The sequence below is a fragment of the Streptomyces albiflavescens genome, from assembly GCF_014645835.1.
Taxonomy (GTDB): Bacteria; Actinomycetota; Actinomycetes; order Streptomycetales; family Streptomycetaceae; genus Streptomyces; species Streptomyces albiflavescens.
Window position 1 is genome coordinate 122,784 of record NZ_BMMM01000023.1, and the last position, 20,419, is coordinate 143,202.

Annotated in this window: 20 protein-coding genes; 14 read left to right on the forward strand and 6 right to left on the reverse strand. The window is 70.9% G+C overall.

Annotated elements, in window-relative coordinates:
• Positions 1 to 281: 281 nt before the first annotated feature.
• The 4 genes from IEY95_RS42115 (at position 282) to IEY95_RS42130 (ending at position 2,260) form a co-directional block, all read left to right on the forward strand.
• Positions 282 to 824 carry a sigma-70 family RNA polymerase sigma factor gene (locus IEY95_RS42115; protein ID WP_189191544.1) on the forward strand — a complete coding sequence of 181 codons (543 nt, stop codon included), beginning with the start codon at positions 282 to 284 and terminating at the stop codon, positions 822 to 824.
• Complete coding sequence (locus IEY95_RS42120; RefSeq protein ID WP_189191545.1) at positions 821 to 1,090, forward strand: hypothetical protein; 270 nt, start codon at positions 821 to 823, stop codon at positions 1,088 to 1,090. The genes IEY95_RS42115 and IEY95_RS42120 overlap by 4 nt, the downstream gene beginning before the upstream one ends.
• On the forward strand, positions 1,087 to 1,875 hold the full coding sequence (locus IEY95_RS42125) for an anti-sigma factor (protein WP_189191546.1): 789 nt from the start codon (positions 1,087 to 1,089) through the stop codon (positions 1,873 to 1,875). The genes IEY95_RS42120 and IEY95_RS42125 overlap by 4 nt, the downstream gene beginning before the upstream one ends.
• Before the next feature lie 115 nt (positions 1,876 to 1,990).
• Positions 1,991 to 2,260, forward strand: coding sequence for a hypothetical protein (locus IEY95_RS42130; RefSeq protein WP_189191547.1), 270 nt, complete (start codon positions 1,991 to 1,993; stop codon positions 2,258 to 2,260).
• Between the two features lie 176 nt (positions 2,261 to 2,436).
• Here the strand turns inward: IEY95_RS42130 and IEY95_RS42135 are convergent, their stop codons facing one another.
• The 3 genes from IEY95_RS42135 to IEY95_RS42145 all read right to left on the reverse strand — a co-directional run bounded on the left by IEY95_RS42135 (position 2,437) and on the right by IEY95_RS42145 (position 5,766).
• Positions 2,437 to 3,645, reverse strand: a complete 1,209-nt coding sequence (locus IEY95_RS42135; RefSeq protein ID WP_189191548.1) for a CaiB/BaiF CoA transferase family protein — start codon at positions 3,643 to 3,645, stop codon at positions 2,437 to 2,439.
• 334 nt (positions 3,646 to 3,979) lie between these two features.
• Positions 3,980 to 4,801 (reverse strand): ABC transporter permease, encoded by an 822-nt coding sequence (locus tag IEY95_RS42140; RefSeq protein WP_189191549.1) that lies wholly within the window; start codon positions 4,799 to 4,801, stop codon positions 3,980 to 3,982.
• Positions 4,798 to 5,766 carry an ATP-binding cassette domain-containing protein gene (locus tag IEY95_RS42145; protein WP_189191550.1) on the reverse strand — a complete coding sequence of 323 codons (969 nt, stop codon included), beginning with the start codon at positions 5,764 to 5,766 and terminating at the stop codon, positions 4,798 to 4,800. The genes IEY95_RS42140 and IEY95_RS42145 overlap by 4 nt, the downstream gene beginning before the upstream one ends.
• A gap of 64 nt (positions 5,767 to 5,830) precedes the next feature.
• Between IEY95_RS42145 and IEY95_RS42150 the strand changes: the two genes are divergently transcribed.
• On the forward strand, positions 5,831 to 6,544 hold the full coding sequence (locus IEY95_RS42150) for a TetR/AcrR family transcriptional regulator (protein WP_189191551.1): 714 nt from the start codon (positions 5,831 to 5,833) through the stop codon (positions 6,542 to 6,544).
• 51 nt (positions 6,545 to 6,595) lie between these two features.
• Here IEY95_RS42150 and IEY95_RS42155 read toward each other — a convergent pair whose 3' ends face one another.
• Genes IEY95_RS42155 through hmgA form a run of 3 tightly spaced genes read right to left on the reverse strand, consistent with a single transcriptional unit; the run spans position 6,596 to position 9,908 of the window.
• Positions 6,596 to 7,780: a type ISP restriction/modification enzyme gene (locus IEY95_RS42155; RefSeq protein ID WP_189191552.1), complete on the reverse strand. Its 1,185-nt coding sequence runs from the start codon at positions 7,778 to 7,780 to the stop codon at positions 6,596 to 6,598.
• Positions 7,781 to 7,792: 12 nt separating this feature from the next.
• A complete protein-coding gene (locus tag IEY95_RS42160; RefSeq protein ID WP_189191553.1) occupies positions 7,793 to 8,542 on the reverse strand; it encodes a GntR family transcriptional regulator in 750 nt (249 codons plus the stop codon).
• A 49-nt stretch (positions 8,543 to 8,591) separates the two neighbouring features.
• A complete protein-coding gene (gene hmgA / locus IEY95_RS42165; protein ID WP_189191554.1) occupies positions 8,592 to 9,908 on the reverse strand; it encodes a homogentisate 1,2-dioxygenase in 1,317 nt (438 codons plus the stop codon).
• Positions 9,909 to 10,125: 217 nt separating this feature from the next.
• On the opposite strand from hmgA, the gene IEY95_RS42170 reads away from it, so the two are divergent.
• The 9 genes from IEY95_RS42170 to IEY95_RS42210 all read left to right on the forward strand — a co-directional run bounded on the left by IEY95_RS42170 (position 10,126) and on the right by IEY95_RS42210 (position 20,328).
• Positions 10,126 to 10,725 (forward strand): hypothetical protein, encoded by a 600-nt coding sequence (locus IEY95_RS42170; protein WP_189191555.1) that lies wholly within the window; start codon positions 10,126 to 10,128, stop codon positions 10,723 to 10,725.
• Positions 10,722 to 11,339: a TetR/AcrR family transcriptional regulator gene (locus IEY95_RS42175; RefSeq protein ID WP_189191556.1), complete on the forward strand. Its 618-nt coding sequence runs from the start codon at positions 10,722 to 10,724 to the stop codon at positions 11,337 to 11,339. Before IEY95_RS42170 ends, IEY95_RS42175 begins: the two co-directional genes overlap by 4 nt.
• Positions 11,340 to 11,474: 135 nt before the next feature.
• On the forward strand, positions 11,475 to 13,742 hold the full coding sequence (locus IEY95_RS42180) for a molybdopterin oxidoreductase family protein (protein ID WP_229703727.1): 2,268 nt from the start codon (positions 11,475 to 11,477) through the stop codon (positions 13,740 to 13,742).
• Between the two features lie 121 nt (positions 13,743 to 13,863).
• Positions 13,864 to 15,279, forward strand: a complete 1,416-nt coding sequence (locus tag IEY95_RS42185) for a CitMHS family transporter (RefSeq protein WP_189191558.1) — start codon at positions 13,864 to 13,866, stop codon at positions 15,277 to 15,279.
• A 60-nt stretch (positions 15,280 to 15,339) separates the two neighbouring features.
• Positions 15,340 to 16,569, forward strand: a complete 1,230-nt coding sequence (locus tag IEY95_RS42190; protein ID WP_189191559.1) for an MFS transporter — start codon at positions 15,340 to 15,342, stop codon at positions 16,567 to 16,569.
• Between the two features lie 102 nt (positions 16,570 to 16,671).
• Complete coding sequence (locus IEY95_RS42195) at positions 16,672 to 17,340, forward strand: hypothetical protein (RefSeq protein WP_189191560.1); 669 nt, start codon at positions 16,672 to 16,674, stop codon at positions 17,338 to 17,340.
• Positions 17,327 to 18,235 carry a class F sortase gene (locus IEY95_RS42200; RefSeq protein ID WP_189191561.1) on the forward strand — a complete coding sequence of 303 codons (909 nt, stop codon included), beginning with the start codon at positions 17,327 to 17,329 and terminating at the stop codon, positions 18,233 to 18,235. The genes IEY95_RS42195 and IEY95_RS42200 overlap by 14 nt, the downstream gene beginning before the upstream one ends.
• 273 nt (positions 18,236 to 18,508) lie before the next feature.
• Entirely contained in the window at positions 18,509 to 19,852 is a 1,344-nt protein-coding gene (locus IEY95_RS42205; protein ID WP_189191562.1) for an ABC transporter ATP-binding protein, read from the forward strand.
• Between the two features lie 20 nt (positions 19,853 to 19,872).
• Entirely contained in the window at positions 19,873 to 20,328 is a 456-nt protein-coding gene (locus IEY95_RS42210) for a DUF3574 domain-containing protein (RefSeq protein ID WP_189191563.1), read from the forward strand.
• Positions 20,329 to 20,419 lie beyond the last annotated feature (91 nt).

Here is a 20,419-nt window from a genome sequence, read left to right on the forward strand (position 1 = left end):
TCCTCACGTCCCAATTGCCTGACGCACGCCATTCGGAGCGGTCGCCGGGGTGGATTGGTCGAATCCCAAACGTTCTTACGGCGGCTCGGTCGGCTTGTTTCATCGACGAGCTCGTTTGTTTGTTCGGCGGCGGAGCCGGGAACTGTTCGGCGGCGGCCCCAGAACTGTTCGGCGCCGGACCCGCGTTTTCGGTTCGCCGATCCGTAACCCCATCCGTAGACACGCTCGCTGCGAACACGTAGGGGAAAGGACGGGCCGTGTGCGGCCGGAGAGGGGGACGGGTGGAGGCGGACGAACTTCTGGTGCTCGTGGCCGGAGGTGACCAGAAGGCATTCGAGGAGCTGTACGGACTGGTGTCCGGGCCGGTGTTCGGGCTGGTGCGCCGGGTGGTCCGGGACCCCGCCCAGACGGAGGAGGTGGCCCAGGAGGTGCTGCTCGAACTCTGGCGCTCCGCCGCGCGGTTCGACCCGGGACGCGGCAGCGCCCTGTCCTGGATCCTCACCCTCGCGCACCGTCGCGCCGTCGACCGGGTCCGCAGCGCCCGCGCGGCCACCGAACGCGAGCAGCGCGAGGGGCGGCGGGCTCATCACCCCGCCTTCGACCAGGTCGCGGAGGAGGTCGAGGCCGGGCTCGAACGCGAGTGGGTGCGCCGCTGCCTGGACCGGCTCACCGCCCTGCAACGCCAGTCCGTCACCCTCGCCTACTACGACGGCTACACGTACCGTGAAGTGGCCGAACGGCTCAAGTTGCCCCTCGGCACCGTCAAGACCCGTATGCGTGACGGCCTCACGCGCCTGCGTGAATGCCTGGGAGGTGCCGCATGAGCGCCCTGTACCGCCTGGCCGCCCCATCGGACCGCCTCGACGGCTCCGGGTACCGCCTCGTCGGGTCCGTGTACCGCCTCGACGGCTCCGCGTACCGCCTCGATGGCTCCGCGTACCGCCGCGACCGCTCCGGGCCGCGCCTCCACGACGCCCTGGATCGCAGCGGCGGGAGCCGGAACCGGCGGGCCGGCGCCTTTGACCGCCCCGGCCGCCGGGTCCCGCACCGCCCGGGCAACGCCGCGGGTCGTTCGGGAGGCATCGCATGAGCCTGCTCGACCGTCTCCGGCGCGGTGATCTGCACTCCCTCGCCGCCCCCTACGCCCTCGACGCCCTCGAACCCGAGGAGCGCAGCCGCTTCGAACGCCATCTGCGTGGCTGTGCGCGCTGCACCGCCGAAGTGCGGGCGCTGACCGAGGACGCGGTGCGGCTCGCGTGGTCGACGGCGGCACCGGCGCCGGCCGCGCTGCGGGACCGGGTGCTGACCGCCGTACGCACCACACCGCAGGAGGCGCCGCGCCAGGCGGCTCCACGCGCGCGTGCCCCCCAGCAGCCCTCACGCGCGCGTGCCCCGCGCTTCCGCCCCCTCCTCGCCCCGCTCGCCACCACCACGGCAGCCGCGGCCCTCGTCGTCGCCTCTCTGTTCGCCGTACAGGCGACGCAGACCCAGGACAAGCTCGACCAGGAGCGCGCCCAGGCACGTGAGATCGCCCACGTTCTTGCGGCGCCCGACGCACGGGCGACCGGTGAACGGGACGCACAGGGACGCGGAATCGGAGTTGTCGCCTCCGCATCGGAGCGGCGCGCCGTCGTGACGGTGAGCGGACTCGGCACCCCTTCCGGTGGGCGGGTACACCAGCTGTGGCTCATGCGCCCCAACGAGAATCCGCGTTCCCTCGGGCTCTTCGACGGCGACACGCCCTTGGTCGCCGACGGACTGGACACGAGTGCGACGTCACTCGCTGTGACCGTCGAACCTCACGGGGGCTCAGTCCAGCCCACTACTACACCAGTTGTCCAACTCGCCCTGGAATCGGTTGGATTCGGAGAGTAATCGTCAACACCCTTACAGGGAAGGTGAATCCTGCGCCCGTGATACACGAGTGCCATGAGGGAGCGATAGGGTTAGCCTGCCCGGGCCGGGTGGACTCGTACGGGTGGGGAGTGACATGGAACAGATAACAGTGCGCAGCAGGGCACGTGTCCCTGCGATCACCTGCGGGAGCAGCGCGACCAGCTCGCGCCTCGACCGCCATCTCGCGGTGCTGGGAGGCCCTGCCGTCCCGCAGCGCGAAACGGCCGAGGCCACCTCGCTGATGCGTGAGCTCACCGCGCGTGACGCCGCGCACGACAGCAGCGGCAGGGGCGCGCGGGTGAGGCGAGTCTCGCTCTTCGCACCGCTGAAGCGGCTGCGTCGTTCGCTGTTCGGCAGCCGCTGAGCAGCGGTTCGACTCCGGCGTTCCGCGACCCGCGCTCCGGCTGCCCCACCGACCCGGCGCAGCGCTGCCCTTCCGCGTCCGTCATCCCCACGGCAGGCAGCGGCGCCCGGTGGGTCACCATGCCTGGGCGCGGGTCACCCACCTGACAGGTCGCCCCACCCGGTACACCGCCACGCTCAGCGGGCCACTCCGTCCCGCACCAACTCCGCGACGTCCGCATCCGTCATCCCCAGCGACCGCAACACCGCCCCGGTGTGCTCCCCGAGGCGGGGGACCGCCCCCATCCGCGCCTCCTCCCCACCCGGAAGCGTGATCGGGGGCAGCAGCGCCCGCAGCGGCCCCACCGGTGACTCGACTTCCCGCCACCGGTCCCTGGCCGCCAGCTGCGGATGCTCCGCCACGTCCCGTACGTCCCTCAGGCGGGCGCAGGCGATGCCCGCCCCCTCCAGCCGGGCCACCGCCTCGTCGGCGCCAAGCGCGCCCAGTGCCTTCGCCACCAGCGCGTCCGTGCGCTCCCGGTGCTCGACCCGCGCCGCGTTCGTCGCGTACGCCGGATCGTCCGCCAACTCAGGCTCGGCCAACACCTGTTGGGCCAGGCGTCGCCATTCCCGGTCGTTCTGCACCGACAGCAGCACCCGCCCGCCGTCCGCCGTGGGATAGGCGTCGTACGGCGCGATGACGGCGTGCGCGAGGCCCGTGCGCGCCGGGGGCGTTCCCCCGTGCATCGCATGGTGCATCGGATGCCCCATCCACTCGGCGAGCGACTCCAGCATCGACACTTCCACCGGCCCCCCGCGCCCGGTCGTGCCGCGCCGCACCAGGGCCGCGAGCACCCCCGAGAACGCGTACATGGCCGCCGCGATGTCCGCCGCCGGAATCCCCGCCTTCACCGGCTGCTCCGGCGTCCCCGTCACCGACACCAGCCCCGCCTCGCACTGTACGAGCATGTCGTACGCGCGTTTGTCGGCGTACGGTCCCAGGGCCCCGTACCCCGAGATGTCCACGGCGATCAGCCGTGGATGGGCTGCGCACAGCGTCGCCGCGTCCAGGCCGAGCCGCGCCGCCGCACCCTGTGCGAGGTTCTGCACGAACACGTCCGCGCCCGCGACCAGGCGGCGTACGACGTCGAGTCCGCGCGGGTCCTTCAGGTCGAGGGCGACGGACTCCTTCCCCCGGTTGCACCACACGAAGTGCGAGGCGAGCCCGGCGGCCGCGGTGTCGTAGCCGCGGGCGAAGTCCCCGCCGTCGATCCGCTCGACCTTGACGACCCGGGCGCCGAGATCGGCGAGCTGGCGGGTCGCGAAGGGCGCGGCTACGGCTTGCTCGACGGAGACGACGGTGATGCCCTCCAAGGGCAGGGGAAGTGGCTGCATGCGCTGGATCATGTCCTGTGCGTAACACCTTTGTCATGCATGGATGTTGGCGGGGCAGTCTTCTGGGGCCGGGGTGGCTGATCATTTACACGATTCATTGGCCGATACACCCGACCTCGCCCGAAGGTGCGTGTGTGTGACCTGCACGACCAGCATGAACACGAGTCGACGACCACGAGTGGCCGGGTGCTGAGCCGCTGGGGGTCCCCCAGGCGCTTAGCACTGGGGGGCATCATGCGGCTGCTCGCCGCGGCGAACTCGCCGCTCAGACGTAGGAGTGGCTCAGACGCAGGAGTGGCTCGGACTCAGGAGTTCGGCGACCAGATGTGGGCGTTCCGCATGTCCCTCACCGTCCGCCGGTCGCGTACCGGCGGACGGCGAGCGGCAGGAACACCGCGATCAGCACCGCGCACCACGCCAGGGACCCGGCGACGGGGTGCGCCACCGGCCAGGCGGCCCCCTCGGGCACGGGGGCGATGGGGGCACCTCCCTGCTCGAGCGAAGCCGAGAGCTTGGGGGAGAACAGGGTCCGCAGCGCCGTGCTCACCGCACTGATCGGATTCCACTCGGCGACCGCGCGCAGCCAGCCCGGCAGATTGTCGGTGGGGATGTACGCGTTGGACAGCAGCGGCAGCATGAAGGTCGCGCTGCCCAGTTGGCCGGCGGCCTCCTCGCTCCGGGAGAGGAGGCCGAGGAAGATCCCGATCCAGGTGGCCGCGAACCGGAACAGCAGCAACAGCCCGAGGGCGCACACCGCTTCGAGCGCCGACCCCTCGATCCGCCAGCCGACCGCGAGTCCGACGAGCAGCAGCGGTACCGTCCCGGCGGCCGTGACGACCAGGTCCGCCACCGCCTGGCCGAGCGGGACGGCCGCACGGCTCATCGGCAGCGTGCGAAAGCGGTCCATCACGCCCCGGTGCGAGTCCTGGGCCGCCTGGAACATGCCGGTCATGATCCCGTTGGCCGCGGTCGCCACCAGCAACCCGGGTACGAGGAAGGCCCGGTACTCCTCGCCGGGCATCGCGAGAGCGCTGCCGAAGACGTAGCCGAAGAACAGCAGCATGGTGATGGGCATGGTCTGGGTGAGGATTGCCAGGCCCGGATTGTTGCGGATCCGCCGCAGCTGGCGGCCCAGCATCGCGGTCCCGTCGTACGCCAACGTACTCATGTCACGAGCTCCTTGCGGTCGGTCGGGGTTTCGTTCCGGTCGTCGGTGAGCCGGAGGAAGACGTCGTCGAGGGTCGGCGGACGCACAGTCGCGTCGAGCAGCGGCACACCCGCCGCGTCGAGTTCGCGGACGAGGCGGGGCAGCGTCAGCGTCGGGTCGGTGGTGACGGCGCCCACCGCGTGCCGCTCCTCGGCGAATGTGGGCTCGCGGCCGGTGAGTTGGTCCAGAACGGCGGCCGCCTGGGCCATGGCGTCCGCGTGGGCGACGACGACTTCGGCGTACGAGCCGATGAGCGCCTTGAGTTCGGCGGGCGAGCCGGTGTGGGCGACCCTGCCCCGGTCCACGAGGGCGATGTCGTCGGCCAGTTGGTCGGCCTCCTCCAGGTACTGCGTGGTCAGCAGCACGGTCGTGCCCTCGCCCTTCAGCGCGCGCACGGCCGCCCAGATCCGATTGCGGCTCGCGGGGTCGAGCCCGGCGGTGGGCTCGTCCAGGAAGAGCACCGCGGGGCGGCGGATCAGACTCGCCGCCAGGTCGAGGCGGCGCCGCATGCCGCCCGAGTAGGTGGACGCCGGACGGTCGGCGGCCTCGGTCAGCCCGAAGCGGTCGAGAAGCTCGGCGGCCCGCGCCTGCGCGTCCCGCACGCGGTGCAGCTTCGCGAAGAGCCGCAGGTTCTGGCGCCCTGTGAGGTCGCCGTCGACCGAGGCGTACTGCCCGGTGACCCCGATGCTCCGGCGGACGGCCGCGGCCTCGCGCACGAGATCGTGCCCGGCGACACGCGCGGACCCCGCGTCGGGTCGCAGCAGTGTGGTGAGCAGCCGTACGGCCGTGGTCTTGCCCGCGCCGTTCGGCCCCAGCACTCCGCAGACCGTGCCCTCCGCCACGGCCAGGTCCAGGCCGCGCACGGCATGGACGTCTCCGAAGCGTTTCTCCAGACCCTCACTAAGTACAGCGTACGTAGTAGTCATAGGGCGACCATATCGCACTACGTACGGTGTACGTAACTAGGATGGTCAACGAGGTGATCGACCAATGGCAGGGCGCAACGCCGTACCCGAAGTGATCTGGGCCCGTCCCGAACGCGCGGGCCGTGGTCCGCGGCCGGCCTACAGCCGTGCGGACATCGCGGCCGCCGCCGTGCGGATCGCGGACACGGAGGGGCTCGACGCGGTCTCGATGCGGCGCGTGGCCGCCGAGCTGGGCTGCGGCACGATGTCGCTGTACAACTACGTGCCACGCAAGGAGGACCTGTACGAGCTGATGGTCGACGCCATCAGCGGCGAGCACGACATCCAGGAGCCCTCGGGCCACTGGCGCGCCGACATGCTCCGGGTCGCCCGTCAGACCCGCGCCCTCATGCACCGTCATCCCTGGATGCCGGGTCTCATGTCCCCGGTCTACGGCTTCAGCCCCAAGGCCCTGCGCTACCTGGAGCACTGCCTGGCCTGCCTCGACCCGCTCGAGGTGTCGTACGGCACGAAGTTCGAGCTGATCGCGATGCTCAACGGGGTCGTGACGACCTACGTCGGCAATGAACTGGCCAGTGCCGAACGCACCCGTTCGCTGCCCTGGTCGCAGGAGCAGGAGAACGCGATCCGGATCGCCTATCTGGGGTCGAAGTTGGCGACCGGCGCCTATCCACGCATGGCCGCGGCCTTCACGGAGGATGCCGGGCCCATCGACCTGGAGGCGGTGTTCGAGCGGGCGCTGGGGCGGGTCCTCGACGCGTTCGAACCGAAGGGCTAGCCAGTGCCCAACAGGCAACGTTCGCCCCGGGCAAACGTGTCTGCCGGGGCACTAGATCAGCGCGAACTGCCCTTCGGGGCCCTCTTCGTGGTGGTCGAGGACGGAGGCCGGCTGACGCGCCGTGTCCGGAACCGGGAGCACGCCCGCCTTGCGCAGCTCGGCCCGCGTGATCGGTGACTCGATCGTCACCGCGCTCTGCTGGGGCCGTAGTTCCGCGAGCAGCGCGAGTACCGTGACGAGTTCCAGCAGTTCGGACGTCCAGGCCTGTGGCCAGGTGGCCGGCCGGATCGCCTCCAGGGTGCCCGGCTCGGACGGCGGTTGCGTCCTGGCCGTGTACCACTGCTCCAGCACGCGCACTCCGCCCACATCGAAGTCCCAGGCCTCCGCGGGGACGGGCGAGATCCGGCCCTCGTCGAGATGGAGGGTCTCCTCGTCACGGTCGTAGTGCCACTCCAGCGGGCGGGCCGGGAGCGGGGCGCGGACATACGGGCGGCGACCGCCGGGAAGCTTGGGGCGCTCACCGTCGCGGCGCATCAGCCACAGCATCCGGCGGCCCAGCTCGACGCCGTGTGCCCACGTCTCGGGGTCGGCGGTGAGCGGGACGGCCCGTCCGTCGCGGTCGGCGCGCGCGACCGCCACCGTCCAGGCGAGGACGTCGACGGGCGTGGGGGAGTGGCCCAGGCGAGTCCCGAGGTGCTCCAACAGGCCTGGGGCCAGATTCGGTTCGAGGCCGCCGGGGCGCCGGTAGAGAGGGCGGACGCGGCCTGCGCGACCGGCGCTCAGGGGCAGCGCGGAAGCGGCCAGCAGCACCGGCCCCGACGCATCGGGAACCACCGTCTGCTCGACCGCGAACACCTGAAGTTCGTCGGCCACCCGCCACAACTCGGGGCGCGCCGCGTCGATCAGCCGGTGGTCGGGGATCAGCCACTGCTCGTCGAAGGGCCCGTGCAGGGCGCGTACCGGCTCCGGGCAGGGGCCCGACTCGCGTGCCAGCCGGCCCGTCCCAGTGGAGTGACCCGGCAGCTGCGCCACCGCCGAGTGCGTCGTACGCGAGCGCGTCGGGCCGAACAGTGCCTCGCGGTCCGGCCCTTCGGCCTTCAGCAAGGCGTCCCAGCGCGCTCTGAGGGTCGCGGCGTCGGGGGCCGTCGGCCACCCCCGGCCCAGCCTCGGCGGTGCGACGGACCACGGCATGAGGTCTGCGAGCAGCGGAGCGTCGTCGTGCGTCACGCTCGGCATCGTACGACGTGATCAGTGGGTGTCGAGGGTGACCGTGAAGGAGAAGCGGTCGCCCCGGTAGTGGATGACGGCCACGTCGAGGGCCCGCCCGTCCTGGTCGTAGATGACGCCCGTGTAGCGCAGGATCGGGCTGAGCAGCGGTACTTGGAGCAGCCGCGCCGTCTCCGGGTCCGCGAGCCGCGCCTCCACGGTGTCGGTGATGCGGCTGATGCTGACGCCGATCACGTTCCGCAGCACCTTGGTCATCGGCCAGCGGATCAGATCCTCCCGGTCGATGCGCTCCGCCAGCTCGGGCCTGATGTAGTTGCGCGCGTGGTTCGTCGGCTCGCCCGTCTTCTCGTCACCGCGCAACCGGTGATACGTCGCGACCTCGTCCAAGTCCGGAAAATACTCCACCAATTCCCCTGGAACAGGAGCTTTCCCCTGTTCCAGTAGCTCGGTGGCCATGCCGGACTGCTGAGCGACGATCGCGTCCACCGAGCCGAGCAGCCGTACGGGCGCGCCCCGCTGAGCGCTCGGCTCGATGAACGTGCCCCGCCGCCGATGGCGCGTGATGAGCCCCTCGTCCTCCAACTCCTTGAGCGCCTGCCGCATGGTCAGCACGCTCACCCCGTAGTGCCCCGCCAGCTGCTCCTCCGTGGGCAGCCGCAGCGGATCCTGGGGCGACCGGCCGAGTATCGAGGCACGCAGGGACTGCGAGACCTGATACCAGAGCGGCAGCTTGCGGTTCAGGACGATCGAGTCCGGGGCGAAGGAGGTCACGAGGGTATCCGTACCGGTCGCGGGCCGTGAATGCAACGGGCGGTGAATCTCAGTCCGTCGGGCGGAAGTGCCGCTGGAGGCCCTGCCACACGTCGTCGTACCCCTGCTGCAGATGCTCCGCCCGCGCCGCCTGGGTCGTCGCGGTGACCGGCCAGCGCGTCTCGAACATGAAGGCCAGCCCGTCGTCGATCTTCTGCGGGCGCAGCTCCGCGGCGCTCGCCCGGTCGAAGGTCTCGCGGTCCGGCCCGTGCGCGGACATCATGTTGTGCAGCGAGCCGCCGCCCGGAACGAAGCCCTCCGCCTTCGCGTCGTACGCGCCCTCGATGAGCCCCATGTACTCGCTCATCACATTCCGGTGGAAGTACGGAGGCCGGAACGTGTCCTCGCCCACCAGCCAGCGCGGCGCGAAGACCACGAAGTCGACGCCGGCCAGGCCCGGGGTGTCCGACGGGGACGTCAGCACCGTGAAGATCGAGGGGTCCGGATGGTCGTAGCTGATGGTGCCGATCACGTTGAAACGGTGCAGGTCGTAGACGTAGGGCACATGGTTGCCGTGCCAGGCGACCACATCCAGCGGCGAGTGGTCGTATGTCGCCGCCCAGAGGTTGCCGCAGAACTTGTTCACCACCTCGACCGGGGCCTCGACGTCCTCGTACGCGGCGACGGGCGCGAGGAAGTCGCGGGCGTTGGCGAGACCATTGGCACCGATCGGGCCGAGGTCGGGGAGCCGGAAGGGCGCCCCATAGTTCTCGCACACATAACCTCGGGCGGAGGTGTCCAGCAGCTCCACACGGAAGCGGACACCACGCGGAATCAGCGCGACCTGGCTCGGCTCCACATGCAGCAGGCCGAATTCGGTCCGCAGCAGCAGCCCTCCGCGCTCCGGCACGATCAGCAGTTCACCGTCGGCGTCGCTGAACACCCGCTCCATCGAGGAGTTGGCGTGATACAGGTGCACCGCCATGCCGGTGCGCTGGGCCGCGTCCCCGTTGCCGCCGAGGGTCCACAGGCCCTGGACGAAATCCGTTCCGGCCTCGGGCTCGGGCAGCGGGTTCCAGCGCAGCCGGTTCGGGTCCGGCGCCGTCTCCGTGAAGGGAGCCGTGCGGAGCGCGCCGTTGTCCACGCGGGTGAACGCGGGGTGCGCGGCCGACGGACGGATCCGGTAGAGCCACGAGCGCCGGTTGTGCGCCCTCGGCTCGGTGAACGCCGAACCGCTGAGCTGCTCCGCGTACAGCCCGAGCGGTGCCCGCTGTGGCGAATTGCGGCCGTGCGGCAGCGCCCCCGGGACCGCCTCCGAGCTGAATTCGTTGCCGAAACCGGAGAGGTAGGTCAGCCCCTCGGCCGTCTTCCTCGCGTCCCCGCTCATGATCGCTCCCTCGCGCCTGATTCCTATGCATCACCGTAGGATTCAGGTTTTCCGTGCGCAAGAGGGCGACTCCGCGCATCGCACGGGATCGGGCATGGTGGGCGTACCGCATGGACCGATATCGCCTCCCGGCGTACTACCCAGGGCTCGGTGTGCCGCCCAAGAACCCGACTTCAGGGGGATCCGACTGTCAGAGCGGTGTTCTACGCTCCCCGGCATGTCGTGGACGCGTGCACTGCTCGCCGCGCTCGTGGTCTGCGCCCTGCTCGGCGGATCGGCGGGCTGCGCCACCAGCGACGCGCACGAGCGGAAGGACGGAACGTCGGCTTCGCCCGTGGGCAGGCTGCTGGACGAGACCGACGAGGAGGGTCGGCTCTACCGTGATGTGGACGAAAAGGGTGCACCGGAAGTCTCGATCGAGATTCAGCCGGACTCCGACGACAGCTGGGACGTGACACTGACCGTCCACCACTTCCGCTTCTCGCCCACCGGCACGCGACCCGCGCCCGTGGCCGGCCGGGGTATCGCCCACCTGTACGTGGACGGCCGGACCATCGCCCGGCTCCGCACCGCGGAATACCACCTCGCCGGGGACCTCGTCCCGCGCGGCACCCACCATGTCACCGCGCGTCTGTACGCGGACGACGGTACCGTGTGGGCCGTCCACGGCAAGCCGGTCGAGAGCACCGCCGACATCACGGCGTCGGAGGCCGGGTCGGCGGCGCCACCGACCGCGACCACGACCTTGAGTGGGACCGGTACCGGGGCCCGTACTGGTAGGGGAGGTTCACCGGACCCCGGCGGAAAGGCATCATGAAGCCCGTGCCCCATGCGACCTCGCTGCGCAGAGCGCCGGTACAACGGCGCAGTGCCGAACGACTGACCAGAATCCTCGACGCCTGCGCCGACCTCCTCGACGAGGTCGGCTACGACGCCCTGAGCACCCGCGCCGTGGCCCAGCGGGCCGGTGTGCCCATCGGCTCCGTCTACCGCTTCTTCGGCAACAAGCGCGCCATGGCCGACGCGCTCGCCCAACGCAACCTGGAGCGCTATGCCGAGCGTGTCACCGAGCGCCTCCTGGAGACGAACGGAGGTGGCTGGCGCGCGGCCATGGACGCCGTGCTCGACGAGTACCTCGCCATGAAGCGCACCGCACCCGGCTTCTCCCTCGTCGACTTCGGCAACCAGATCCCCGTCGGCTCCGGAACCGTCCAACCCAACACCCGAGTTGCCGACCGCCTCACCGAACTGCTCTCCGGCTACCTCGACCGCACCCCCGACGAGGACCTCCGCCGCACCTTCCTGATCGCCGTGGAGACCGCGGACACCCTGGTCCACCTGGCCTTCCGGGTCGCACCGGAGGGGGACGAGCGGATCATCGAGGAGGCGCGGGAGCTGTTGCGGGCGTACCTGGCCAGGGTCCTGGACTGAAGGGTTCGCGGGGGCGGTGAGCCGCTCGCGACTTTCCGACCACACCCCCAGTGACCCCTCCCCTCCATGCGTACCGGTCGGTATGCTCGGCCCCTGTCCGTGTGCCACCGCCGTCACCGCCCTCCGGGAGGACCCGTGTCCCGCACTTCCGGCACCACCCCCGACTCCCGCACCGCCCTGCGCGTGTGCCCCCTGTGCGAGGCCACCTGCGGGCTGACGCTCACCATCGAGGGCACTCGGGTGACCGGCGCCCGGGGCGACCGCGACGATGTGTTCAGCAAGGGGTTCATCTGCCCGAAGGGCGCCTCCTTCGGGGCGGTCGACGGGGATCCGGACCGGTTGCGTGCCCCCCTCGTCCGCAAGGACGGCGAGCTGCGGGAGGCGACCTGGGAGGAGGCGTTCGACGCGGTGGCCGCGGGACTTCGGCCGGTCGTCGAGCAGTACGGGCCGCACGCCGTCGGCATCGTCCTCGGCAACCCCAACGTGCACACCATGGCCGGCGCCCTCTACCCGCCCGTCCTGCTCACCGCGCTGCGCACCCACAGCATCTTCACCGCCTCCACCGTCGACCAGATGCCCAAGCACGTCTCCAGCGGACTGCTGTACGGCGACGCCAACGCGATCCCCGTACCGGACCTCGACCACACCGACCACCTCCTGCTCATCGGCGCCAACCCCCTGGAGTCCAACGGGAGTCTGTGCACCGCCCCCGACTTCCCCGGCAAGCTCAAGGCGCTGCGCGCACGCGGCGGCACACTGACGGTCATCGACCCGCGCCGCACGCGTACGGCCAAGCTCGCCGACCGGCATGTGGCGATCCGCCCCGGCACCGACGCACTGCTGCTCGCGGCGATGGCGTACGTCCTGTTCGAGGAGAAGCTCGTCGACCTCGGCACCCTCGCGCCGCACGTCCAGGACGTCGACGAACTCGCCGACGCCGTACGCGACTTCACCCCCGAGGCCGCGAGCGAGGCGTGCGACGTCGACGCGGACACCATCCGGGTGCTGGCACGCGAGCTCGCGGCCGCGCCCACCGCCGCCGTCTATGGCCGCATCGGCAGCTGCACCGTTCCGCACGGCACCCTCGCCAGCTGGCTCGTCGACGTCCTCAACATCCTCACCGGCAACCTCGACCGGGCCGGCGGCGCTCTCTTCCCGCAGGCCGCGACCGACAAGACACCCCGGCCCTCAGGCCCCGGACACGGCTTCGCGCTCGGCCGCTGGCACAGCAGGGTGAGCCGTCATCCCGAAGCCAAGGGCGAACTGCCGCTCTCCGCCCTCGCCGAGGAGATCGACACCGCCACCGGGGACGGCAGCCCGGTCCGCGCCGTCATCGCCGTCGCCGCCAACCCCGTACTGTCCGCACCGGACGGCGACCGCCTCGACAAGGCCCTGGACTCACTGGACTTCATGGTCAGCGTGGACCCGTACCTGAACGAGACCTCGCGTCACGCCCACGTCGTCATGCCCCCGCCCCCGCCCTCGCAGAGCGCGCACCACGACTTCGCCTTCAACACCCTCGCCGTACGCAATCAGGTCCGCTACAACCGCCCGGCCGTCCCCCTGGAGCCGGGCCGCATGGCGGAGACCGAGATCCTCGCCCGGCTCGTCCTCGCCGCGACCGGCATGCATGGCGCCGACCCGTCCGCCGTGGACACCATGGTCATCGACTCCACCCTCGGCAAGTCCGTCACCGAGGCCCACTCGCCGGTGCACGGACGCGACCCGAAGGAACTCGCCGACCAACTCACCGGTGACAACGGCCCCGAGCGGCGGCTCGACATGATGCTGCGCCTCGGCCCGTACGGCGAAGGCTTCGGCGCCCGGCCGGACGGGCTGAGCCTCGCGAAGCTGCTCGCCCACCCGCACGGCATCGACCTCGGACCGCTGCGGCCGCGCCTGCCGCAGCCGCTGAAGACGCCCAGCGGGAAGATCGAGCTGCTGCCCGGCCCGATCGTCGACGATCTGCCGCGTCTGCGCGACGCCCTGCGCGAGCGCCCCGCGTCCCTGGTGCTGGTGGGCCGCCGCCATCTGCGCTCCAACAACAGCTGGATGCACAACGTGCCCGCCCTCACCGGCGGCTCCAACCGCTGCACCCTGCACATCCACCCCGAGGACGCCGAACGCCTCGGGCTCACCGACGGGGTTGCCGTACGTGTCAAGGGCGCCGGGGGAGAGGTGATGGCCCCCGCCGAGATCACCGACGCCGTACGACGCGGTGTGGTGAGCCTGCCGCACGGCTGGGGACATGACCGCCCCGGCACCCGGATGAGCCATGCCGCCCTGGACCCGGGCGTCAACGTCAACCAGCTCCTCGACGGCTCGCTCCTCGACCCGCTGTCGGGCACGGCGGTGCTCAACGGCGTGCCCGTGGAGCTCGCGCTCACCGAGACAAGCCTGTGACCTGGAGTTTTGCGCTTATTGCTCGCGTGTCAACATCTTGTTAACGCTTGCGAGCGCGACCTAACGTCGCCCTACCGCCGGCCCTGGTGGGAGTTCAAGGGCGAACGTTAGGTATCCATTCATGCTGACCATCCTCGGCTTCGCCATGATCGCGACCTTCCTGGTCCTGATCATGCTGAAGAAGATGTCGCCGATCGCGGCGCTCGTGCTGATCCCGGCACTCTTCTGTGTCTTCGTCGGAAAGGGCGCCAAGCTCGGTGACTACGTCATCGACGGCGTCACCAGCCTCGCGCCCACGGCGGCGATGCTGATGTTCGCGATCGTCTACTTCGGTGTGATGATCGACGTCGGTCTGTTCGACCCGATCGTCCGGGGGATTCTCAAGTTCTGCAAGGCCGATCCCCTGCGGATCGTGGTCGGCACGGCGCTCCTCGCCGCGATCGTCTCGCTCGACGGGGACGGCTCGACCACCTTCATGATCACGGTCTCGGCGATGTACCCGCTGTACAAGCGCCTGAAGATGAGCCTGGTCGTGATGACCGGTGTCGCCGCGATGGCCAACGGCGTGATGAACACGCTGCCCTGGGGCGGCCCGACCGCCCGCGCCGCGACCGCGCTGAAGCTCGACGCGAGCGACATCTTCGTCCCGATGATCCCCGCCCTCGCCGTCGGTCTCCTCGGCGTCTTCGCTCTCGCGTACGTCCTCGGTCGCCGCGAGCGCAAGCGGCTGGGTGTGCTGACGCTGGACGAGGTGCTGGAGCCGCAGGAGGCGGAGACGGTTCTGGTCGGCGCGGGTGGTTCCGGCGAGGGCACCAAGAAGCACGTGCGCACGGGCGGTTCGGGCTCCGGTACGGATGCGGATGCCTCCGACGCCGACGCCACCGAGGACGACGGCTTCCAGGGTCTCGACCCGAACCGCGCCACCCTGCGCCCCAAGCTCTACTGGTTCAACGCGCTCCTGACGGTCACCCTGCTCACCGCCATGATCATGGAGTGGCTGCCGATCCCGGTCCTCTTCCTGCTCGGCGCGGCACTGGCCTTGACCGTCAACTTCCCGAACATGGCAGAGCAGAAGGCCCGCCTCGGCGCCCACGCCGAGAACGTCCTCAACGTCTCCGGGATGGTCTTCGCCGCCGCCGTCTTCACCGGCGTGCTCCAGGGCACTGGCATGGTCGACCACATGGCCGAGTGGCTGGTCGCCAACATCCCGGACGGCATGGGCCCGCACATGGCCTTCGTCACCGGCGTCCTGAGCATCCCGCTCACATACTTCATGTCGAACGACGGCTTCTACTTCGGCATCCTTCCCGTCCTCGCCGAGGCGGGTCAGGCGCACGGCGTCTCGTCCCTGGAGATCGCCCGCGCTTCGCTCGTCGGGCAGCCGCTGCACATGTCGAGCCCGCTGGTGCCGGCCGTGTACGTCCTGGTGGGCATGGCGAAGGTGGAGTTCGGCGACCATACGAGGTTCGTGGTGAAGTGGGCCGCGCTCACGTCCCTGGTGGTGCTCGGGGCGGGGATTCTGTTCGGCATCATCTGACCCCCGGACGGCAAACCGTCGCCACGGACGCTGATCGAACTCTCCAAGGAGGACACGACCGTGAGGCCCGGTAGGAACCGCGGCTGGCTGCTCCGCCTCGTCATAGCCTTCTCGTTCGCGCAGGGGGCGGTGTCGATGGCGCGCCCCGCCGTCTCCTACCGGGCCCTCGCGCTGGGCGCGGACGAGCGCGCGATCGGTGTGATCGCGGGCGTGTACGCGCTGTTGCCGCTCTTCGCAGCCGTACCGCTGGGACGCCGGACGGATCACGGCCGCTGTGCGCCCCTGCTGCCCGCCGGTGTCGTGCTCATAGCCGGCGGCTGCGCGCTGAGCGGTACGGCGCACTCGCTGCCCGCGATGGCGGCATGGAGCGGAGTCATGGGCCTCGGCCACCTCTGCTTCGTGATCGGTGGCCAGTCGCTCGTCGCCCGCCAGTCCGCCCCGCACGAACAGGACCGCAACTTCGGCCACTTCACCATCGGCGTCTCGCTCGGCCAGTTGATCGGCCCGATCGCGGCGGGTGTGCTGATCGGCGGTCCCGACATGGTGGGCAGCAGCGCGCTCGCGCTGGTCGTGGCGGGTGCGGTCGCAACGGTCTCGTTCACTTCGCTGTGGCGCATCGAGGACCGTACGGCCGTCAAGTCCCGTACCGCACAAGGCGAACGTGTGCCCGTCCAGCGCATTCTGCGGGCCCGGGGCGTGCCCGCGGGCATCTTCATCAGCCTCGCCGTGCTGTCCGCGACGGACGTTCTCACCGCGTATCTGCCGGTCGTCGGCGAGCATCGGGACATCGCGCCGTCGGTGATCGGTGTGCTGCTGAGTCTGCGCGCGGCGGCCACCATTGCCTGCCGCCTGGTGCTGACACCCCTGCTGCGGCTGCTCGGCCGGTCTCTGCTGCTGACCGTCACGTGTCTGCTCGGGGGTGTGCTGTGCGCGGGCATCGCGCTGCCGGTGCCGGTGTGGGCGCTGGCCCTGATGCTCGTGGTGCTCGGATTCTGTCTCGGTGTCGGCCAGCCGCTGTCCATGACGACAGTCGTCCAGGCCGCCCCCGACGGCGCCCGTTCCACGGCCCTCGCCCTGCGGCTGACCGGCAACCGGCTCGGTCAGGTCGCCGCCCCCGCCACGGCTGGTCTGGTCGCCGGCGTCGCCGGCGTCGCCGCGCCCTTCGTGATGCTCGGCGTGTTGTTGCTGATCTCGTCGGGGATCGCGCTGCGCTCGCCGGAGAAGTCCGCGCGAGTCAGCGGTGAGGCTCCGCGGGTCAGGGTGCCATTGCGCCGAAAGAGCGATATCTGACGGGGTATCGGGCGCTGTTGCCGGGATCCCTGGGGCAGATGTGAGAGGCAGTCAGATGACAGCTGGATTTGTATGACAATCATCTGACTCGGAGGACTGAGCATGCCCACCTCGTCTCTTCCGCGCCGCGTCGGCGCACGCACGGGAGCCGCCGCCCTGGCGGCCCTCACTGTCGCGGGTGCCGCCCTGCTGGGAGCTCCGGCCGCCGTCGCCGCTCCCGGTGACAACGGAGACGTAAAGATCCACGAGGCGGGCACACCCGTTGACGATCAGAACAACGAGCCGAAGGTGTGCAAGTTCTACCTCGACGCCTTCAACTTCGACGGCCTGGAGAGCATCAGATGGTCCATCGAGCCACAACCCCCTGTGGCGGGCAGTGAGCCCCTCAACGGCACCATCATCCTTCCCCCTTCCGGCCACGGCTGGACCGGTGAGCTCTCGCTCCCGAACGGCCAGTACAAGCTCACCTGGACCTTCGAGGGCGAGAACGGCGCGGGCAAGCAGAAGGTCTTCAAGGTCGACTGCCCGACCGGCACCCCGAGCCCGACGCCGTCGCCGTCGCCGACGCGGACCGGACCCGGCACCCCGAGCCCCACGCCGTCGCCGACGCGGACTGGACCCGGCGGCCCGCATGGCGGACCCCCCGCCGGCGGCGGCGGTGTCGCCCCCCGGGACTTCTCGCCGGTCGCCGGCGCGGCGGCCGTGGGCCTCGTCGTGACGGGGGGAGTCGTGTACCTCCGGCTGCGCCGCCGCCCCGATGGCGCCGCGTAGACGCTGCCGCAGGCCCTGGTACCGGACGCGCGCCTACCGCCTGACGAGGACCATCGTGGTCGTCGTCGGTCTGGTGGTGGGCGGCGTCCGGTGGGCGGGGGTCGACGAGCCACCAGGGCCGGTCACGGCCGGCGCCGAGTCCTCCGACCCGGCCGGGGTCGGAGAACCGGAGGCCGGTGTGGAGTCCGACCGTCCCGGTGGAGACGCACGTGGCGCGGAGTCCGACCGTCCCGGCGGAGACGCGCGCGGCGCGGAGTCCGACCGTCCCGGCGGAGACGCGCGCGGCGCGGAGTCCGACCGTCCCGGCGGAGACGCACGTGGCGCGGAGTCCGACCGTCCCGGCGGAGACGCGCGCGGCGCGAAGCCCCGCCGTCTCGCGCCCACCCGGCAGGCTCGGCCCGCACCCCCGCCCACACCGCTCCCGCGCTCTCCGGCGACCTCGCTCCGCATTCCGTACTTCAGCCTGGAGGCCCCGGTCGTCCGTCTCCGGCTCGACGGTGAGCGGCGGCTCACCGCGCCGCCCGTGGACGATCCGAAACTCGTCGGCTGGTACGAGGGCGGGCCGACGCCGGGCGAGGCGGGCACGGCCGTCGCCGTCGGCCACCGCGACACCAGGACGGGGCCGGCGGTCTTCGTCGCGCTCGGCCGACTCCGGCCCGGCAGGCTCGTCGAAGTCCGGCGCGCCGACGGGCGGACCGCCGTCTACACGGTGGACGCCGTGAAGACGTACGAGAAGGCGCACTTCCCCAACAAGGAGGTGTACGGCGACAGGGGGCGCCCCGAACTGCGTCTGATTACATGCGGCGGTGTCTACGACCGCAAGAAGGGCTACGCCGGCAATATCGTCGTGTTCGCCCACCTCACGGAGACCCGGAGGCGGGCCCGGACCACGTGAGGCACCCGGCGCGTCGAGCCCGGCGGCGTGCGATCGAGGCCTCCGTTCCCCGGTATCCGATCGTCCGCTTCCCCCGGTACCCGGTCCTCCGCTCCACCGGTACGCGATCGTCCGGTTCCGCCCATGTCGAACCGGACCGTCCGATCCCGCCGCGCATCTTCCCCCGGGCGTGCGCGGTCCGTTAGCTTCCGTGACTCATACGTCCCGTACGACCCGCACGGGACGTTCGACCGCGGAGCACCACAGTCCCGTGAGCCCCCGGGGGCACCCGTCATGACACGCGCCATCACTCTGCACAACGTCAGCAAGTCGTACATCCGCGGTGCCCGCGTGGTGGAGCGGCTGTCGCTCGACATCCGGCCGGGCGAGTTCCTCGTGCTGCTCGGGCCGTCCGGCTGCGGCAAGTCGACCGTGCTGAGAATGATCGCCGGGCTCGAGGAGGTCACCGAGGGCGAGGTGCGCCTCGACGGCGAGTACGCCAACGATCTGCCGCCGTCCGGGCGGGACATGGCGATGGTGTTCCAGAACTTCGCCCTCTATCCGAGCATGACCAGCCGCGACAACATCGGCTTCCCGCTGCGTATCGAGACGCCCGGCGAGGATCCGCGTCCGCGCGTGGACGCCACCGCCCGGATGCTCGGCATCCAGGACCTCCTCGACCGCTTTCCCAACCAGCTCTCCGGCGGCGAACGCCAGCGTGTCGCCATGGGCCGGGCGATCGCCCGCCATCCCTCCGCCTTCCTGATGGACGAGCCGCTGTCCAACCTCGACGCCAAGCTCCGCAATCACCTGCGGGCCGAAATCTCCAAGCTCACGCGGGAGTCGGGCGCGACGACGGTGTACGTCACCCACGACCAGGCCGAGGCGATGTCGCTCGGCGACCGTGTCGCGGTCCTGCGCGGCGGAGTTCTGCAGCAGCTGGGCACACCGCGCACGGTCTACGGGCTGCCCGCGAACGTCTTCGTCGCCGCCTTCATCGGCACCCCGCGGATCAATCTGCTGCGCGGCCTCGTCCGGGCGCCGCTGGACGGAGCCATGTCGATCAGTCTCGGCAAGCAGTACCTGAGACTGCCCGAACCGCTCTCCCTCGACCACCAGTTGCTGCGGGTGCAGCAGGGCCGCGAGGTCATCGTCGGGCTGCGCTCCGAGGCGATCCGGCTCGCCAAGCCGTCCGCCGCGCGGCCGGGCGAGGTGGCGATCAGCGGGCTGGTCGAGCATGTGGAGTTCCAGGGGCACGAGGTCCTCGTCCACTTCAACACCGGCTCGCGGCCTGCCGTCGTACCGGAGTTGGAGGCACCGCGCCCGACCCGTCCGGCCCGGCGGCGGCGCCGTGAGGGCACTGTCCTGGACCGGCTGCGGGAGCGCGCCGGAGCGCTGCGCGCCGGGCCTGTCGTGGTCCTGGAGCATCCGGGGGACGCGGGATCCGACCACTCCGACCCGGCACCTCCGGACGGCCGCCTGCCCGGTGACCTCGTCGTCCGCACCACCCCCGACATCGAGCTCCGTCACGGCATGCAGGTTCCCCTCCTCGTCGACATCGCCCACCTGTTCGTCTTCGACCAGCACGGTGAACGCATCTGCCCGGCTCCGGCGCGGCTGCCGGATCTCGAGGAGTAGGTTCCGCTAGGCAGACAGGCATGACCCTGTACAGCAGCACGCGCTCCCGTCTGGGTGCCGTGACCGTCACCGCCCTGCTCGCCGCCGGCGCCCCGACGGCGTACGCCCTCCTCGACGCCCCGGAGCCGCAGTCCCCGGTCCGTGGCGAGGCGTACATCGAGAGTCGGCTCTTCTTCGGCACCGAACGGCCCGACGGCGGCGCGGCCGTCACCGGCCGGCAGTTCATGGCCTTCGTCGACAAGGAGGTGACGCCGGACTTTCCCGACGGGCTCACCGTGCAGAACGGGCGCGGGCAGTGGCGGGACGCGCACGGCGCGATCGAGCGCGAGCGGTCGTACGAGCTGATCCTGCTGTATCCGATGGCGCGGGCGCGCGCGAGCGACACGAAGATCGAGAAGATCCGGCGCGCGTACGAGAAGGCCTTCGCCCAGGAGTCCGTGGCCAGGGTGGACGAACAGACGAGGGTCGACTTCTGAGTCACCCGGGCCGAGGATGCCCCTGGAGGTCGGGCCGGGCCCGGTTCCGCCGGGTCCCTCTGGCGCCCGAAAACTATCATCGCTAGTTTAG

What these genes read in the sequence shown, in the direction of transcription:
- IEY95_RS42200 (WP_189191561.1), top strand. Translation starts at nt 17,327, where the DNA reads ATGGCGCCGCGTAGACGCTGCCGCAGGCCCTGGTACCGGACGCGCGCC.
- IEY95_RS42170 (WP_189191555.1), top strand. Translation starts at nt 10,126, where the DNA reads ATGTCGTGGACGCGTGCACTGCTCGCCGCGCTCGTGGTCTGCGCCCTG.
- IEY95_RS42205 (WP_189191562.1), top strand. Translation starts at nt 18,509, where the DNA reads ATGACACGCGCCATCACTCTGCACAACGTCAGCAAGTCGTACATCCGC.
- IEY95_RS42140 (WP_189191549.1), bottom strand. Translation starts at nt 4,801, where the DNA reads ATGAGTACGTTGGCGTACGACGGGACCGCGATGCTGGGCCGCCAGCTG.
- IEY95_RS42125 (WP_189191546.1), top strand. Translation starts at nt 1,087, where the DNA reads ATGAGCCTGCTCGACCGTCTCCGGCGCGGTGATCTGCACTCCCTCGCC.
- IEY95_RS42185 (WP_189191558.1), top strand. Translation starts at nt 13,864, where the DNA reads ATGCTGACCATCCTCGGCTTCGCCATGATCGCGACCTTCCTGGTCCTG.
- IEY95_RS42175 (WP_189191556.1), top strand. Translation starts at nt 10,722, where the DNA reads ATGAAGCCCGTGCCCCATGCGACCTCGCTGCGCAGAGCGCCGGTACAA.
- IEY95_RS42130 (WP_189191547.1), top strand. Translation starts at nt 1,991, where the DNA reads ATGGAACAGATAACAGTGCGCAGCAGGGCACGTGTCCCTGCGATCACC.
- IEY95_RS42210 (WP_189191563.1), top strand. Translation starts at nt 19,873, where the DNA reads ATGACCCTGTACAGCAGCACGCGCTCCCGTCTGGGTGCCGTGACCGTC.
- IEY95_RS42120 (WP_189191545.1), top strand. Translation starts at nt 821, where the DNA reads ATGAGCGCCCTGTACCGCCTGGCCGCCCCATCGGACCGCCTCGACGGC.
- IEY95_RS42195 (WP_189191560.1), top strand. Translation starts at nt 16,672, where the DNA reads ATGCCCACCTCGTCTCTTCCGCGCCGCGTCGGCGCACGCACGGGAGCC.
- IEY95_RS42150 (WP_189191551.1), top strand. Translation starts at nt 5,831, where the DNA reads ATGGCAGGGCGCAACGCCGTACCCGAAGTGATCTGGGCCCGTCCCGAA.
- IEY95_RS42145 (WP_189191550.1), bottom strand. Translation starts at nt 5,766, where the DNA reads ATGACTACTACGTACGCTGTACTTAGTGAGGGTCTGGAGAAACGCTTC.
- IEY95_RS42135 (WP_189191548.1), bottom strand. Translation starts at nt 3,645, where the DNA reads ATGATCCAGCGCATGCAGCCACTTCCCCTGCCCTTGGAGGGCATCACC.
- hmgA (WP_189191554.1), bottom strand. Translation starts at nt 9,908, where the DNA reads ATGAGCGGGGACGCGAGGAAGACGGCCGAGGGGCTGACCTACCTCTCC.
- IEY95_RS42155 (WP_189191552.1), bottom strand. Translation starts at nt 7,780, where the DNA reads ATGCCGAGCGTGACGCACGACGACGCTCCGCTGCTCGCAGACCTCATG.